Consider the following 17,481-nt stretch of genomic DNA (forward strand, 5'->3'; position numbering starts at 1 on the left):
GCTCCTAACTTCTTGGTCTTACTAAAAGGCTTATTAAAACAGCAGCCATTTAAAAAGAGGCCGAGGCTGTATTTGGAGAGCCTGCACAAGGAATGAGTTATAAATGTTAAGTGATAAGTTATAAACTGTTTTACAGCTCGCCTTGAGATCGCATCGTTCCTCGCGATGACGCAATATCGTATACGAGTTGTAATTTTTAAGCGCCTCGTATAATGGCCTCTTTACAAAATGCTTTTGTTTTAGATAAAGCTATAGTAAGAACAAGAAGTTGAGAGCTTTGCTCGAAAATCGCTTGGCCGCACTTAAGCTTTAGATAAATAAGAAAGTAGTTTGTAAAGCAGCCTTGATTTTCTTTGCCTACTTTCTTTTATCAAGAAAAGAAAAGTAGGTCGGGCCTACCTGCCGGTAGGCAGGTTTGGGCAGACAGCCCAATGCGTTATTGTAATGCTCAAGCCCCAAAGCTTCTACTAAGTGTTCAATTATAAACGTTTTACCGTTAGCCTTGAGATCGCGTCGTTCCTCGCGATGACGCAATATCGTATATGCGTTGTAATTTTTAAGCGCTCGTGCGTGAATCCCTTCGCGTTCGAATTATTCAAATTAAGCACCTCGTCATTCCGAGCCGCCAACCAATAAAAATTAGCCATAATGAGTTGATGACAGGGATCAAGCCACTTGTTAATAGATGTTAATGATAATTTCATAAAGCACTATTAAACAGGTAAATATAATTTTCTGTCATTGGTAGGGATCAAGCCACTTGTTAATAGATGTTAATGATAATTTCATAAAGCACTATTAAACAGGTAAATATAATTTTCTGTCATTGGTAGGGATCAAGCCACTTGTTAATAGATGTTAATGATAATTTCATAAAGCACTATTAAACAGGTAAATATAATTTTCTGTCATTGGTAGGCACGAAGGAATCTCAAGGCTAGCTGTAATTTTTTAATTCTATAAAGTACAATCATCCTTGAGATCGCATATCAGTGTATATTTTATTGTAGTAAAATACTTTTGATGTTTGATATTTCGTTTTCAGTAAGTCCAATGTGTTGAAGGTAATTATTGGTATTGCCGTAATCTTGTTGTATAGCTGTGGCACAGCCTTCGAGATATTCTTTTTTCAGCTTATAAAAAGCCGTTATATTCTCTTTGTTTTCCTTCATATTAAATACGTAAGGATTATTCTTAGCCAATTTAGATAACTCGTTAATTCTTTTAGATACTTCCTCTTTTCTGCATTGGTTCGATAAAAGGTAGTCCTCAGTAATGGTTTCCCAGGGAATTCCTACAGTTGCATGAACAAGTGCAGCTGCCGTTCCGGTTCGGTGCACACCATGCGAGCAATGAAAAACGATGGGGTAGTTATCTTCATCAGCCAATAGCTTAAATAAATTTAGGTAAGCCGATTGCCCAACCTCAATAAGAAGTTGGTGAATATCGTAGTTAAATGAAATCGGCACCTTGGAGAAATCACCATCCATCCTTGCTTTCAATACGGTTTGTGCTTCGTTGTTATTGCCAGTTATGGGATAGTTATAGTAATTAACCCCATTGGGTAATTTGTCCATCCCATATTTAGCAATCTCCCCAGGGGTTAAAAAACTTACAACCGTTTTTATATTGAGTTCTTCAAGCTGAATTATATCGGTAGAATCTAACTTTGAGAGCGCACCAGAACGATAAACCAAACCTGATTTCATCATTTCGCCATCCTCGTTTGTATAGTTGCCAATATCTCTAAAGTTACTTTGTCCATGCAGTGCAATGCTTCTCTTAAAGTGATCGTTACTTTTTGGTTTGCACTGCAGTAAAAAAGTAGAAAGCAAAATGAGGCTTATAATATGTAGTGTTTTCATAAGTTATAATGTTCTGGTTGTTGTTTTTATTCTTCTGATAATTCTAGGCTTTCTGCACAGAATAACTCTTCAATAGTTAAATGCTTGCTGGCCAAGCCTTGCTCATATGAGTATCTGAAAAGGGTTTCTAATGTTTTACGATTGGCTTCGATACCGTAAGGCCAAAAGTTATCGCCCATTAGTTTCTTTGTTTCTTCGTATTCTTGTGCAAACCAAGGTAGCGATGAATAGGCCCAACCAATTTTATCTAACTTGGTGTAATGCATACTTTTAGATTTAGAATAAGCTTCAAATACAGCTTTTGCTAACCAAGGGTTTTCTTCAACAAGCTCCGTTTTAATGGCAATTACATGCATTATCGGAAAAATACCTGTTTCTGAGTAATAGGCTCTTTCAGTGCTTCGAGCATCATCAAAAAGACGTTTTACCTTAGGGTTACCTTCTATATACGCTTTAGGTTCTGCTGCATGAAACAGGGCATCTACCTCTCCGCTTAATAATAGTTCCGACTCATCTTTACCCGCAGTGCCATAAACAGCATTGATGCCTTCAGGAACCACTTGTTCTTCGGCTGAAATTTTTCCGGCTGCTTCGGCCGATGAATCTTTGTTGGATAATACCCAAGTAATATCTTCAGGATCTACGCCATACTCATCTTTCAATACACCCCTGATCCACGTAAGTGAAGTAGAAGAATAACCAGGTGTTCCGATTCGCTTTCCTTTTAGGTCTTCTGGTGAGTTTATGCCCCTATCGGTATGTATAAAAATACTTTTATGACGAAATGTTCTAATGGGAAATACCGGAATTAAGGTGTAATCTCTAAAGTCGTTATTGGCATAGGCTAACATAAAAGGGTGTAGCCCTATTTCTGTAATATCGTAGGTGCCGGCACCACTAAAGGCAGCCGTATTGGCATCGCCAATTCCTAATTTCTGAAATTCTATTTCACAGCCTTCGATAGGCACTTTGCCTTTAAAGATTCCTTCTAATCTGTCTAAGTCGTAGCCAGCTACTTTTAATTGTAACTTCTCGTTAGCTACATTTTTTTTGTTGTCGCTTTCTGCATTTTGACACCCTGTAAACAGCAAGGATGTAATTAGAGTAAAAAGTACTACGAATGTTAATTTATTAAATAGTTTCATGACGTAATGTTTTGTAGTTGTTTGTATAGTACAAAGGTGCACTTGTTTTGCAGGAGTTTTTAATCTGATAAGACGCATCCATATCCCAAATAGACATAGAGGAAACAATTGCTTAAATAAAAGGACTGCCAATAACGGGTGTTATTTGTAATCGGAAGGTCCAACTGGTTGCATAACTGTCAGGGCGTATGATGTTGTATTGAGGTTCTAAGTTTTCTGATTGGGATAATAGGATTTTTTTTGAGCTAAAAACTATGGTGAGAAGGATTGTATTTGATAGTGGGGTATGCTATTAATTGGTTTGTAGAGATACACTTGCAGTATGTAGCAGCAAAAATAAGTTTGAAGAAATACTTCTTGGGTCTATTCGAGTCTGTTCATTGAAGTGTGCCAAGTATATAAACGAATAATTATAACTTGACGATTATGGAACGAGAAGATTTTGATTTTAAGAATTTTGAAAAGGAAGCGATAAAAAAGCTTCAAGTCGGAGAACCTTTAGAGGGTGCAGATGGCGTGTTAGCCCCTTTGTTAAAGCGCCTATTCAATGCTAGTTTAGAAGGAGAACTGGACGCTCACCTAAAGACAGGAAAAGAGAAGAATCGTAAAAATGGTAAGGGTAGCAAGAAACTCAAGACAAGTTTTGGCGAAGTAGAAATAGATAAACCAAGAGGTCGAAACAGTACGTTTTCGGGTCTATTCAATTTCATTTCATCAGCTCCCTCTTATTGATAAGAGGGAGCTGAATGATATTATTTTTTTATTGCCTTAAGTTTTGCTCTCATTTCAGTAACAATTTCAGCATTATCTTTAGCAATATTATTTTGCTCTGCTGGGTCAGCTTCAACATCAAATAATTGATCTTCATTTACCATCCCGCTTTCAATCCCTTTAGCATTAGCAATCCAATCGGCTTTTCTTTTAGTTGCAGGAATAAATTTCCATTTACCCATTCTTAGGCCAGGATTGTAGCAATCCTCTAGCATTACAGATTTACCTTTAGTAGTTTTCCCTAAAAAAGCATCTATTTGATTTTCACCATCCGGTGAAGCACCATTCTCAAGATTTTGGTTTAATAAAGAAGCTAAAGAAGCATAAATATCTACATGACTTAAAAGGGCATTGCTTGTGCTCGGTTTAACAGTACCAGGCCAATAAGTAATTGTTGGTACGCGTGTACCGGCTTCATAGGTGCTGTATTTTCCACCTCTGTATGCACCACCCGGCTTATGACCACCTAAAAGTTCAACACTTTGGTCGGCATAGCCATCATCAAGTACTGGGCCATTATCACTTGAGAAAATAATTAAAGTATTTTCAGCAATTCCTAATTCTTCAAGGTATTTCACAATCTCTCCCGTACACCAATCCATTTGAGCAATGGCATCGCCTCTTACACCCATTGAGCTTTTTCCTAAGAATTTTTCATTTGGCATGCGCGGAACGTGTATATCATGATATGCATAATATAAAAAGAAAGGATTTTCTTTATTATCCTTGATAAATGATTTGGCTTTTTTATCCAATACAAATGGCATTTCTTCATCGTTCCAAATGGCAGACTCACCACCATGCATAAAGCCAATTCTGCTCATTCCATTGGTAATGGTTCCGCTATGTTGTGGGTCGGCCAGCTGCTTCACTAATTCAGGGTTGCTTTTTCCTGTTGGCCAATCTCCAACCTGAGAATCATAACTAACCGTAATCGGATCATTAGGATCTAAGCCCACTACTTTATAATCTTCTAAGTAAACAGAAGGCACTCTATCTCCGGTTGCAGGAACTAAGAAACTGTAATCAAAACCTATCTCAAGAGGACCAGGTTTAACTTCTTCATTCCAGTTTAACTGACCATTTCCTAAACCAAGGTGCCACTTACCAACAACGCCAGTGGTATAACCTGCCTTTTTAAACATATCGGGCATGGTTTCAGAATCTGGATTAATCAGTAATGGCGCGTCACCTTCTAATACAGCGGCATTAATTCTAAAAGCATATTCGCCAGTTAATAATGAGTAACGAGATGGTGTACACGTTGACGATCCACAATGTGCATCTGTAAAACGAACACCATTGGCAGCCATTGCATCTAAATTAGGCGTTTTTACTCCTGTAGCTCCGTAGCATCCAATGTCGCCATATCCTAAGTCATCTACATAAATGATAATTACATTAGGTTTTTCAGCCACTTTTTTAGTAGCTGAATTCTGACAAGCAGACATAATAAGAACTATGGCTGCAAGCTTAATCATACTTATTAATTTCATATGTATAGTTTGTTATAAATACGTATTTATTACACAAAACAAGTTTAATAAAAACGCACAAACTGAATAAGTGAAATATACATTTTATGTAAGGGGGTGTTTTTTAATAATGCGCAATTTTTAGGGGTTTCGATTGATTTGTTCAGCAATGTCTAGTTATAAACAGCACAACTTTTACGAATATCTCCGAGGTAAAAAAACAAATGAAAAGTTTAAAATATGGCTGATGGAATTTCAATTTATATTATTGATGATTCTAACACACTTTATCGTAAAAAAGGCTGTAAAAAAAGTGTATTTTCAAACACCACCCTTGTAGATGTAAATTTGCACCCCCTGTTATCGTTTACACACTTTTAGTATGCTTATTTACAGCTTAGCTGTCTGAATCATTAGTAATACATTTGATTATTGGATTTTAATAAAAACGAGAATGAAATGAACGTATATTTTAACTGTTTAAATGGAACGTTCTCTGATCATAAAAAATAAATTTTTGTATATGAAAAAATCACTGATTGTATTAGCGTCTGTATTAACCTTGGGTATGGTTTCGTGTAACCAAGCAGATGAGAAAAAGACTTGCTGTTCTGAAGATAAATATTCAAATATTAGCGATGCTAAATTGGATAAGTTAGGGATAACAGATAGAAACCATTTGAGTGCAGCATCTAAAAGAGCTTTAGATTGGCCCGAAAGAACTAATGATTGGTACATGGAGTTTGAGGTTTTTGATTTAAAGGGTGATTTAGCTTATGAAGAGGGCGTGGTGCGCAGAGACCCAAGTGCTATAATAAAAGAAGACGGAAAATATTTTGTTTGGTATACCCGAAGTACTGGTAAAGTAGACGGATTTGCCGGAGATATTGAAAATGATAAAGTATTCCCTTGGGATAGATGTGATATTTGGTATGCTACCTCTGATGATGGAATCACTTGGAAGGAAGAAGGCCCAGCTGTAAAACGTGGAGAAAAAGGGGCTTACGATGACCGTTCAGTATTTACTGTTGAGATTATGAAATGGGAAGATAAGTTCTATTTATGCTACCAAACCGTTAAGTCGCCTTATAACGTACGTGTTAAAAACCAGGTTGGTTTGGCATGGGCTGATTCGCCAAGAGGACCTTGGACAAAATCTAAAGAACCTATTTTAAGTCCTGCTGATAATGGTGTTTGGAAAGGAACTACTCAAAATCGCTTTTTAGTAGAGAAAAAAGGAGATTTCGATAGTCATAAAGTACACGATCCTTGTATTCTTCCTTTTAAAGGAAAGTTCTATTTATACTATAAAGGAGAGCAAATGGGAGAAGAAATTACTTGGGGTGGTCGTCAAATCCGTCATGGTGTTGCTATAGCAGATAAACCAGAAGGACCATATGTAAAATCACCTTACAACCCAATTAGTAATAGTGGACACGAAATTTGTGTTTGGAAACAAGATGGTGGAATTGCTGCACTTATAACAACCGATGGACCAGAAAGAAATACAGTACAATGGTCGCCAGATGGAATTAACTTCGAAATAAAAGCAGCTATTAAAGGGGCACCTCATGCCATTGGGTTAAATAGAACTGCAGATACTAAAAAGCATCCAACCGAAATTTTACGTTGGGGTGTAACGCATGAGTATAAAAATTACAATTGGCAATATATAAGAGGATTTAGATCAAGAGCTTTAAAAAATCACACTGCAATTGGAGAGGCAGGAAGTGATGAGTAACATAGATTAGTTTTGTGATAAGAAAGGGAGCGTAACGTTCCCTTTTTTTGGCTCAATATAATTGTTGTTAAATGATACTTTAATAAAACCTACTTAAGGGGAGATTGTAAAACTAAAATTGAGAGAGATGAAGTTTATTACAAATATTAGTATCGGTAAAAGATTAAATATAGTGTTAGGAAGTACTGTATTAATATGCTTTCTATTACTTGGGGCTTTTATTCAAACCAAACAAAAAGAACAGTTATATCAGAATACTGATTCATTTATGAATCAGCAGGCCGACGATTTAAGAGAATTATTAGTTCGGCAAACAATAGCTAACCAATATGCTTTAAGCAGCACTTTCAAGTCCGCGTTAAGTAAATTAAACTATTTATCCTTGTTGACTATTGATGAGTCAATTGTTAATTCAATTGATGCTATTGATTACGAGTCTCAAGAGAAGTTCGCATGTTCAATCCCAATGGTTAGTATTAATCATAAACCATTATTGGGAGATACCATTTTTGCATACCAAGTTAAAGAAGCTACCTATGGTTACACCCGTTTCTATCAAAAAGCAGATAACGGATATGTTTGTGTTTCTACTAATATATTGCGAGAGGATGGAAAACCTGATATTGGTAAATTTATTCGAAATGATTCTGAACTCATAAAAGTAATTGAAACAGGTACCTATTCTTCAAGTAAAGAATTACATAATGGAGAGTGGTATATGACAGCTAATAAGGGTATATACCGGCATGGTAAAATTATAGGTATGCTTACATCGGCTGTAAAAGAAAAAGACTTAGAGTTTTTAACAAATTCGTTTGGAAGAAGAAAGTACTTAAATAAGGGCTTTCCATCATTATTAAATTCCGATGGGACTTATATTATTCATCCAACTGAGAAGCAGCAGAATATTGCAGACTCAGACTTATATAAGCTCATAAAAGGAAGAGATTCAAAAGAAGGCAAAGTATCTTTTATTGTAAAGGGAGATGAGCAAATTGTGTACTACCGTTATGTTGATATTATTGATGCTTATATACTCGTAAATATATTTGGTAGTAGTATTTCAGAGTCAGTATCTGCCATCAGAAATACCTTACTGATTGCAGTATTGGTTATCATGGTTCTATTTTTAATGGTAAACCGATTTATAGCTAATTCTATTACAAAACCTTTGGGTATCGTTGTGCAATTTGCACAGCAAGTAGCAGGTGGTGACTTAACGCAAAATATTAATTTGGCTCAAGCCGATGAGGTAGGAGAACTAGCAAATGCATTAAATGCGATGACTACAAAAGTAAAGAGTGTAGTTACCGAAATTGGAGAGAGTAGTAATAATGTAGCCTCAGCAAGTTCACAACTAACAGCAACTTCTGTTCAGTTATCTGGAGGTGCCAATAGTCAAGCCGCCTCAGTTGAAGAGGTAGTTTCTACCATGGATGAAATGTTATCAAGCATTCAAGAAAATACTTATAACTCGAATAAAACTGCTGAGATAGCAAAAGAAGCCTCTGGTAAAGTAGACGAACTCAGTCATAAAACGAGCGATGCAATGGAAGCTTCTGTAGAGATATCGAAACATACCTCGGTGATAAACAATATTGCCATGCAAACAAATATATTGGCATTAAATGCTGCAGTAGAAGCTGCTAGAGCAGGACAATACGGAAAAGGATTTGCCGTTGTTGCTAACGAGGTGCGCAAGCTAGCTGATGTGAGTAAGCAGGCTGGGGGTGAAATTAATACCCTATCGGGCGATAGTCTTGCGCTTACTTCCGCCACAAAAGAACAAATGGCGAGTATGGTTTCTAGTTTAGATAAAGCCAATGAATTAATTGAGGGAAACCATCAAGCCATTAAAGAACAGCAGCGAGGGATTGAGCAAGTAAACAATGTAGTAACAGAATTAAGTAGTATTGCTACTCAAACAGCTAGCTCAAGTGAAGAAGTGTCAGCAAGTTCTGAAGCTTTAACAGAACAAGCTCAGAACTTACAGAGACTTATTCAATTTTTTAAGGTATAGGATATTCCTAGGTTAAGGTATTGTGGTTAAAGAATCCTGAGTATTTTCTACTTAGGATTTTTTTATTTGTACTGATATTCCTTCACTATTGAAGATAACTGCTTCGCAAAATCAAGCATTGAATGCGATGAAGCATTTAGTTCCTCGCTTGATGCAGCGTTCTGTTGAATTACAGAATTCATTTCTTGAATAGCAGAATTAATCTGATTTGCTCCCGATGACATTTCTACACTACTTGCGGCTACCTCAGTTACTAACTCAGTAGATTTTGAAGTTTTCTCATTGAGTATCTCAATATCGCTCATAACTTCATTAATAGAAGTTACACCTTCTTTTGCCAAACGTGTTATTAATTCAGCAGATTGATTCGATTCTGTAGCAAGGTCTCTAACTTCGTTGGCTACAACTGAGAATCCTTTTCCAGCACTTCCTGCTCTTGTTGCTTCAATGGCAGCATTGAGAGCCAGAATGTTTGTTTCATCTGCTATTGTAGAGATTTTAGATACTTCACTAAAAATAGAATCCATTAAAGCTACAGTTTTGGCAACCTTTGTGTGCGATACCTTTAGCTGTTCATACGATATTAGAGAAATATCCTTTGTTTCGTTGGCATTTTCTGAGTTTGTTTGAATACTAGTGGTCATTTCTTCGATGGATGTAGAAATCTCTTCGATACCACTGGCTTGCTCAGAAGCTCCAGTGCTAATTGTATTAGCACTGGAGCTAATTTGTGTACTCGAGTTGAGTATGTTATCAGAACCTTCATCCAATTGATTGATTAATTCTTTATTATTTTTTAAGAGCTCTTCAATGGCAATCATTATATTCTTTATTTCATACTTTTCGTTTCTATACTTATCGTCAATTTCCACTAATAAGTCCTTATTACTCATCTTTTGAATAATAGATGTAACATGGGTAATTGGATCTTTCACCCTTTTTGCGAGTATGACATAGCTATAAATAACGGAAAAACCTGATACAGGAACACCCCATGTAAGGTGCATTAATCCTTGCATACCAATTGTATAGCAAACATTGGCAATTATTGTAATGGTAATAAAAATAATAGTGCCTATGTAAAGAATAAAAGTATTCTTAAATAATTTGTAAACTATTAGCCAAACACATGCTGCTGATAAATTAATAGCAGTTAAGCCTAAAAGAAAAGTATTCATATTTATTAAAATTATAAGGTTTTATATGTAAAGAGCAGAGCTAAAAGCAAAGATATATTAAGGGATAATTTCAAGTTTAGGTTTAATAATAGTAAAACTTTTTCCTCAAATATTTTTTGCAATGTTCTGTGTTTAGCTACACCCCCAGTAAGGAAAATCTCTGCTCCGTTTTGAAGTTCTCGGGGAAGCAACTTAATGGCGTGTTTAGCAATATAGCCATATAGGCCTCTTAAATTAGCTTTTGGTTTCTTGTCAGAATCTTGAATTAAAGTATTCACCTCTGAAGTTTGACAATTTACTAAGTTTTTTAAAATTGGATTATCTCTACCAACACCTGCTGCGCCACGAGATATATCTTTAGTGTTATTTATTTCTTTTGTTATATCAGCAAGAAAAACAAGGTAATCAATACCTGAAGAAAAATCACCTTGTTTAACAATGTGGTATTTTTCATTATGTAATATATGTTTACTAAAACCACTTCCAAAGTCAACACTAAGTTTAAAGTTATGTTTTGTCGTTTCTATAGATTTTAATTCTGGTTTCTGTTTTTTAGTAACCACCTCTGTGTTAAGGCTAGTAAGTAAAGGTTTTAATATAAATGAGCTTGGACCTTTAGGCATTCTTAAAATCCAATGGTCCTCAAGGCATACAATTTTTACCTTATTCTTTACAGCTTCGTTTTCTAATTTGTGTATTTTCTCCTTTGCATCAGGCATAGTAACAAGCCCTTTAAGTAATGCGCCTTTCATTGATTTTATATAGCTGCAACATAGCGTTATTAGACTATCTTTTTTGTTTAAGTCTAAAACTTTAGTATGTGATGCCAAAAGACTGCTAAATATCTCTAAATTAATAGAAATATAATTCAGAGCCCATGCAAATTCAGAAGGTACAAGTAAAGAGTTTCTTAATAAGGTAATTCTTTCCGTAATTAAACTTCGTGTTGCTTTAAGTTTGATAGACGATGCACTGATTAAAGCTTCCCCACTTTGGGCAGAGTCCTTGTAGAACAATCTGAAATTCTCGTATGCGAGATTCCTCTTGTTTGGGTTGTTCATAATTATGAAAAAGTGAGTTTAAAGTTGATGTTTGTATTAGTTACAAATATTAAACAGTGTTTTAAAAGAATAAATCTTCACTTATTTACTTTGTGCAAGTATACTGTTTGTTAAATATAATGTTTGTGAAAAAAGCATGTTGTATAACACGTGAATGGGTATGTTAGCAAAAGGTTTAAAGTTGTCGTTGTTCTTAATTTACTGAATACTAAGCTATAAATATAGTTATTAAGTATGTGATTGCGGAAATGTATTTAATCCTGCATTGTAATGATTAATGTACTGTTAACCTCAATGTATGATCGCTGTCTAGTTAAAAACTGTACAGAAATTTACATCGATTTATACTTTGTTATCAAAAAGGGCATCTTTCAAATGTATTTACCACTCATATTTATAGTGATTTATAGATAATTTTACTTTATGTAATTTCATATATGAAAGATTGATTTATATGTGATTGTAATTCTAAATCCCAAAATAATGGATCAGGTAATATCATTAGAGATAAAAGAAAGAGTAGGTTATATTATAATTAACCGCCCCAAAGCCAATTGTTACGAAATTAATTTTCATAAACAGTTATTGAGTTGCATAGAAGAAGCCATACAAGATGACAATATTAAAGCAATCGTTTTAAAAAGTGCGCTTGATAAATTCTTTTGTGCAGGTGCCGATGTGAAAGTATTTCAACAAAATAGTGTAGATGAAAATAAGCTGATGGTTGAGTATGCTAAAAAAGTGGCCAACTTATTACACACTAGCAAAAAAATAACCATTGCATCTATTGCGGGTCATGCTCTTGGAGGAGGACTTGAATTAGCTATGGCATGTGACATACGTTTGGCCTCTGAAGGGAACTACTTTTTGGGTTTACCAGAAATTAAATTGGGCTTAATGCCAGGTAATGGAGGTTCGCAATATTTAATTCGTTTGATTGGGGCAGGTAAGGCTTTAGAATTATTAATAAGCGGAGATAACTTATCTCCTGACAAAGCATTTGAATTAGGACTGGTTAATCATCTGCTTAAGCAGAATACTTTTGAGGAAGAAGTACATGCTTTTGCTAAAAAAATTGCAGATGGACCATTGGAAGCCATTGCGGCAGTGAAGCAAAGTGTACAAATGGGAATAGAATTATCCTTAGAAGATGGCTTGCAATTAGAATCGAAGCTAGTTGATACATTATATGATACTGACGATGCTAAAGAAGGTAGTTTGGCATTTGTTGAAAAGAGGAATCCAAATTTTAAATAATAGAATTTACGGCTATGGAAATTAAAAACTACGATTGTTATATTAACGGTGAGTGGATTAAAAAAAGCTCTGGAGAAAAAATAGAGGTTGAGAATCCTGCAAATGGTGAAGTTTTTGCCTCAATGTATGTGAGCGATGAGAGCGAAGCGCAATTAGCTTTAGAAAGTGCAGAGAAAGCTCAGTTTGCATGGCAAATGTTACCAGCTAATGAGCGTGCAAAATACTTATACGCTATCACTGATAGATTAGGGAAAGAGAAAGAACATTTTGCCAAATTATTGGTAATGGAGCAAGGAAAAACTCTTGCCGAAGCATATGGAGAAGTAGACGATACCATTCGCTATATTAATTATTCTGCCGAAGCAGGAAGGCGTATTCAAGGAAGCATATTCCCATCTGATAATCCCAATGAACAATTATCAATACATAAAGTCCCTTATGGAGTTACAGTGGGCCTGATGGCTTTTAATTATCCCTTGGCCTTAATTGGTCGTAAAATAGGGCCTGCATTAATTACCGGAAATACTATGGTAATTAAGCCTTCTGAGTTAACTCCAATAACGGCTTCAGAGTTTTGCCGACTTGTGCACGATGCGGGATTGCCAAAGGGTGTTATTAGCATGGTAGTAGGGTATGGGCCTAGTTTAGGTAAGTTTTTAGTTGAAAACCCTATCACCCGCTTAATATCAATGACCGGTAGCACGCGTGCGGGGCAAGCTATTTACAAATCGGCCTCAACTAATGTGGCAGGTTTAGTTTTAGAATTGGGTGGCAAAGCTCCATTCATTGTGCTCGAAGATGCGAATATTGATAAGGCAGTTGAAGCTGCAGTAATTTCTCGTTATGCCAATTGCGGACAAGTTTGTATTTGTAACGAAATGGTTTTTGTAGATGATAAAATTGCAGATGAGTTTACTGATAAATTATTAAAACGTGTTCAGCAAATTAGAGTGGGTAACCCAATGACTGCAGTTGATATGGGGCCAAATGTTAGCCCAGTTGGATTGAAACGAATTAATGAAATAGTTCAGCAAAATATTGCAGCAGGTGCCGAGTTAGCCTTGGGAGGAAAACGACCAGAAGGAGCTGAGTTTGAAAAAGGAAACTGGTACGAGCCAACTGTTCTGCTAAATGTTAAAGAAGATCACGCTTCTATTCAAGAAGAAATGTTTGGCCCTGTTTTACCAATTGTAAAAATCAATGGTTACGAGGAAGCAAAAGCACTCCTGAATAAACGTGACGATAGCTTATCTGCTTACTTATATACTCAGAATCATAATATAATGATGCGCTCCATACAAGAGTTTCAAATCGGAACTATTTTTATGAATAAGCACATCGTAGGTTACATACAAGGCTATCATTCCGGACATAAAAAGAGTGGTTTTGGTGGCGAAGATGGTGTTTATGGAATTGAAGAATATTTACAAAAGCGTACCATTTACATGGATTATTCAAGTTAGTTGAGTGAATGTTTAGGCAATCATTGAAAATCTATTCTTGTAAATAAAAAATAACAATAATATTAAAATGAGTCAAAAAAATATCACCCTTAAGGGGATTACATGGGATCATAGTAGAGGTTTTACATCAGCAGTAGCTACAGCGCAAAGGTTTCATGAATTGCATCCAAATGTTGAAATAGTTTGGGAAAAACGTTCTCTTCAGGCTTTCGCCGATGAGCCTATTAATGAATTGGCAAAACGTTACGATTTATTAATTATCGACCACCCATGGGCTGGTTTTGCTGCACGTACAGGTGTAATTGTTCCTTTAGATGAACATTTGCCAGAAGCCTTTATGGCAGATTTAGCAGTGAATACTGTGGGTAAATCTCACGAGAGCTATGGCTACAATAATCATCAGTGGGCTCTAGCCATTGATGCTGCTACTCCGGTAGCTGCAAGCCGTCCTGATTTACTGCCTGAATTACCAACAACATGGGATGATTTAGTAAATCTTGCCAAAGAAGGTAAAGTCGCCATCCCGGGTATTCCGCAGGATACACTGATGAGCTTTTATATGGTATGCTCTACTTTGGGTGAAGATGTATGTAAATCAGAAGATAAAGTAATAAGCGATGAGGTTGGACTTAAGGCATTAGAAATGCTACGTGATTTAGGTCAGTACATTGATGCAGAATGTTACGATATGAACCCAATTAAAGTATATGAGGCTATGACTTTAGGCGATAAATATGCTTATTCGCCATTCGCCTATGGCTATGCCAATTATTCAAAAAGAGGGTATGCCAATAAATTGCTAAAGTTCCATGATATGGTGGCTATTGATAATCAGAAATTGATTTCTACTTTAGGAGGTACAGGTTTGGCTATTTCTTCAGATTGTAAGCATAAAGATATTGCAGCTAAGTATGTTGAGTATTTTGCAGCGCCGTTAACTCAAAGTACTTTGTTCTTTGATAATGGAGGTCAGCCAGGTCACAGAAAAGCATGGGAAGATACTTATGTCAATTTTAATAGTATGGATTGTTTTAAAGATACTTTGCCTGCTTTGGATAGAGCCTTTCTTCGTCCGCGATATCATGGGCACATGTTCTTTCAGGATAATGCAGGAGCACCGATACGTGAGTTTATGATGAATGGCGGTGATGCTAAAGAAGTATTACACACATTAAATACTTTGTATAAACAGTCGAAAAAATAATATATGTTACCGTTAAAAGGAATAAAAGTATTGGAGTTTGCTCAATTTATGGCAGGTCCGTCGGCAGGTTTAAAAATGGCCGATTTAGGAGCACAAGTTATAAAAGTAGAGCGTCCGGGTACTGGTGAAGCAGGTAGAAATATTGCCATCAAAAATTTATATATTGATGAAAGTAGTATGGTATTTCATACTGCCAATCGCAACAAGCAATCGTATGCAGCCAATTTAAAGGATGCTGTAGACATTGAAAAAGTAAAGCAACTTATTGCTCAGGCAGATGTTATGACGCATAACTTTCGCCCAGGAGTGATGGAAAAAATTGGCTTGGATTATGATACGGTGAAGGCTATAAATCCTCGTATTATTTATGGGGTGGTTTCTGGTTATGGTTCAAAAGGGCCTTGGGCAAAAAAACCAGGGCAAGATTTATTGATTCAGTCGCTTACCGGTTTCAACCATTTAAGCGGTAATGCGGATGATAATCCAACCCCAAGCGGATTAGCAACGTCTGATATTTTTACGGGAGTTCATTTGGTGCAAGGAATTTTAGCTGCTTTAATAGATCGTACAAAAACAGGTAAAGGGTCTATTGTTGAAGTGAGTTTATTGGAGTCTACTTTAGATATTCAGTTTGAACTAATTACTACCTATTTAAACAATGGACAGAAGCAACCACAAAGAGCTAAAAAAGGAAATGCCCATGCTTTTTTAGCAGCGCCATATGGTGTTTATAAAACTAAGGATGGTTATATATCCATTGCATTAACGCCTTTAAATATCTTAACCAAGGCTATGGAAATTGAATTGCCTTCGATATATGCCGATAAAAATACTTGGTTTACGCATCGTGATGAGATTATGGAATTATTGGCCGGCTGTTTTATTAAGGAAAGTACGGATACTTGGATGGATATTTTTGAGGCTCTCGATTTAAAATGTGCGCCTGTTTATAATTATGAGCAGCTTCTCAATCACGATGGTTATAAAGTGCTACAAATGGATCAAGAAGTTGAAACTTCAGATCATATTAAGATGCGAACAACGCGATGTCCTATTTACATTGATGGACAGAAGCTCTTTAGTCGCAAATCGGCACCGAAACCAGGAGAAGATAACGAAGCAATAGAAAAAGAATTTAAATTGAATTAGAGTCATGTCAAAACCATTAGAAGGAATATTAGTTGTCGATTTTAGTCAGTTTTTATCTGCTCCTTCAGCAAGTTTGCGTTTGGCCGACTTGGGAGCTAGAGTAATTAAAATTGAGCAACCCATTACTGGTGATAGTACACGTGAGTTGTACTTCTCAAACTTGGTGATGAATGGCGAATCATCAATGTTTCATGCCATTAATAGAAATAAAGAAAGCTATCAGGCCAATATGAAAGACGTTTCTGATAGAGAAAAAGTATATAAGTTGATTGCAAAAGCAGATGTGGTAATGCATAATTTCAGACCAGGAGTAGCTGAAAAATTAGGCATGTCATTTGAAGCAGTTAAAGCCATCAATCCACAAATTGTGTATGCCGAATTAAGCGGGTATGGCAAAGAAGGTGTTTGGAAAGATAGACCAGGATTAGATTTGATGTTACAATCAATATCAGGCCTCACTACCTTAAATGGTAACGAAGGAGCAGGGCCTGTACCAATAGGATTAGCTGTAATTGATATTTTATCAGGATCACACCTTTGTCAAGGAATATTAGCTTGTTTATATCGAAAGTTAAATGCTCAAGTTGGAGGAAGGGTAGAAGTGAGTATGTTAGAATCTGCCATAGAATATCAATTTGAATCTATCACAGCTTTTTTTACAGATGGAGGACAACCAACAGTGCGAGCTAAAACCAATAGTGCACATGCTTATTTGGGAGCACCTTACGGTGTATATCCTACACAAAATGGTTTTATCGCTTTAGCGATGGGGCAAATTCCATTTTTAGGAGAGCTGTTAAATTGCGAAGAGCTTAAAGTTTTCACTGAAGTAGAATCGTGGTTTACGCAGCGCGATGAAATTAAAGATATCCTTGGAAAGCACCTGCAAACTAAAGACACTGCAGATTGGTTAGCAGTTTTAGAACCCGCAGATATTTGGTGTGCTGAAATTATGGATTGGAAAACACTGTTTGATACCGAGGCCTTTAAAATACTCGATATGATTCAGGAAGTAAATATGGGCGATGGATTTTCATACAAAACCACACGTTGTCCTATTCAAATTAATGGAGCATTATTAAAATCAGAAATAGGGTCGCCAATGAAAGGTGAGCATACCTCTAAAATTAAGGAGGAATTTAGCCTTTAGAA

13 protein-coding genes are annotated in these 17,481 nt (G+C 36.1%); 8 read left to right on the top strand and 5 right to left on the bottom strand.

What is annotated here, in order from left to right:
• Window positions 1-1,001: 1,001 nt before the first annotated feature.
• A complete protein-coding gene (locus QMO11_RS18830; protein ID WP_282039190.1) occupies window positions 1,002-1,865 on the bottom strand; it encodes a tyrosine-protein phosphatase in 864 nt (287 codons plus the stop codon).
• Between the two features lie 26 nt (window positions 1,866-1,891).
• Window positions 1,892-3,010, bottom strand: coding sequence for an ABC transporter substrate-binding protein (locus QMO11_RS18835; protein WP_282039191.1), 1,119 nt, complete (start codon window positions 3,008-3,010; stop codon window positions 1,892-1,894).
• A gap of 426 nt (window positions 3,011-3,436) precedes the next feature.
• On the opposite strand from QMO11_RS18835, the gene QMO11_RS18840 reads away from it, so the two are divergent.
• Window positions 3,437-3,742, top strand: coding sequence for a transposase (locus tag QMO11_RS18840; protein WP_282039193.1), 306 nt, complete (start codon window positions 3,437-3,439; stop codon window positions 3,740-3,742).
• Between the two features lie 20 nt (window positions 3,743-3,762).
• Here QMO11_RS18840 and QMO11_RS18845 read toward each other — a convergent pair whose 3' ends face one another.
• Window positions 3,763-5,277, bottom strand: a complete 1,515-nt coding sequence (locus QMO11_RS18845) for a sulfatase family protein (RefSeq protein WP_282039195.1) — start codon at window positions 5,275-5,277, stop codon at window positions 3,763-3,765.
• A gap of 502 nt (window positions 5,278-5,779) precedes the next feature.
• On the opposite strand from QMO11_RS18845, the gene QMO11_RS18850 reads away from it, so the two are divergent.
• Together QMO11_RS18850 and QMO11_RS18855 are read left to right on the top strand one after the other, a co-directional pair.
• Window positions 5,780-6,997: a glycoside hydrolase family 117 protein gene (locus tag QMO11_RS18850; protein WP_282039196.1), complete on the top strand. Its 1,218-nt coding sequence runs from the start codon at window positions 5,780-5,782 to the stop codon at window positions 6,995-6,997.
• A gap of 127 nt (window positions 6,998-7,124) precedes the next feature.
• Window positions 7,125-9,017 carry a methyl-accepting chemotaxis protein gene (locus QMO11_RS18855; protein WP_282039198.1) on the top strand — a complete coding sequence of 631 codons (1,893 nt, stop codon included), beginning with the start codon at window positions 7,125-7,127 and terminating at the stop codon, window positions 9,015-9,017.
• A 62-nt stretch (window positions 9,018-9,079) separates the two neighbouring features.
• Here the strand turns inward: QMO11_RS18855 and QMO11_RS18860 are convergent, their stop codons facing one another.
• The gene (locus QMO11_RS18860) at window positions 9,080-10,195 is read right to left on the bottom strand and encodes a methyl-accepting chemotaxis protein (RefSeq protein WP_282039200.1); all 1,116 of its coding nucleotides are present in this window, start codon (window positions 10,193-10,195) and stop codon (window positions 9,080-9,082) included.
• Window positions 10,196-10,206: 11 nt separating this feature from the next.
• On the bottom strand, window positions 10,207-10,947 hold the full coding sequence (locus QMO11_RS18865; protein WP_282039202.1) for a hypothetical protein: 741 nt from the start codon (window positions 10,945-10,947) through the stop codon (window positions 10,207-10,209).
• A 792-nt stretch (window positions 10,948-11,739) separates the two neighbouring features.
• Between QMO11_RS18865 and QMO11_RS18870 the strand changes: the two genes are divergently transcribed.
• The 5 genes from QMO11_RS18870 to QMO11_RS18890 all read left to right on the top strand — a co-directional run bounded on the left by QMO11_RS18870 (window position 11,740) and on the right by QMO11_RS18890 (window position 17,479).
• On the top strand, window positions 11,740-12,513 hold the full coding sequence (locus tag QMO11_RS18870) for an enoyl-CoA hydratase/isomerase family protein (protein ID WP_282039203.1): 774 nt from the start codon (window positions 11,740-11,742) through the stop codon (window positions 12,511-12,513).
• Between the two features lie 14 nt (window positions 12,514-12,527).
• Window positions 12,528-13,976 carry an aldehyde dehydrogenase family protein gene (locus QMO11_RS18875; RefSeq protein ID WP_282039204.1) on the top strand — a complete coding sequence of 483 codons (1,449 nt, stop codon included), beginning with the start codon at window positions 12,528-12,530 and terminating at the stop codon, window positions 13,974-13,976.
• A gap of 67 nt (window positions 13,977-14,043) precedes the next feature.
• Window positions 14,044-15,180, top strand: coding sequence for an ABC transporter substrate-binding protein (locus QMO11_RS18880; RefSeq protein WP_282039207.1), 1,137 nt, complete (start codon window positions 14,044-14,046; stop codon window positions 15,178-15,180).
• A 3-nt stretch (window positions 15,181-15,183) separates the two neighbouring features.
• A complete protein-coding gene (locus QMO11_RS18885) occupies window positions 15,184-16,329 on the top strand; it encodes a CaiB/BaiF CoA transferase family protein (protein WP_282039209.1) in 1,146 nt (381 codons plus the stop codon).
• A gap of 4 nt (window positions 16,330-16,333) precedes the next feature.
• Window positions 16,334-17,479 carry a CaiB/BaiF CoA transferase family protein gene (locus QMO11_RS18890; protein WP_282039211.1) on the top strand — a complete coding sequence of 382 codons (1,146 nt, stop codon included), beginning with the start codon at window positions 16,334-16,336 and terminating at the stop codon, window positions 17,477-17,479.
• Window positions 17,480-17,481 lie beyond the last annotated feature (2 nt).

Source organism: Saccharicrinis aurantiacus (genome assembly GCF_947489045.1).
Lineage (GTDB): Bacteria > Bacteroidota > Bacteroidia > Bacteroidales > Marinilabiliaceae > Saccharicrinis > Saccharicrinis aurantiacus.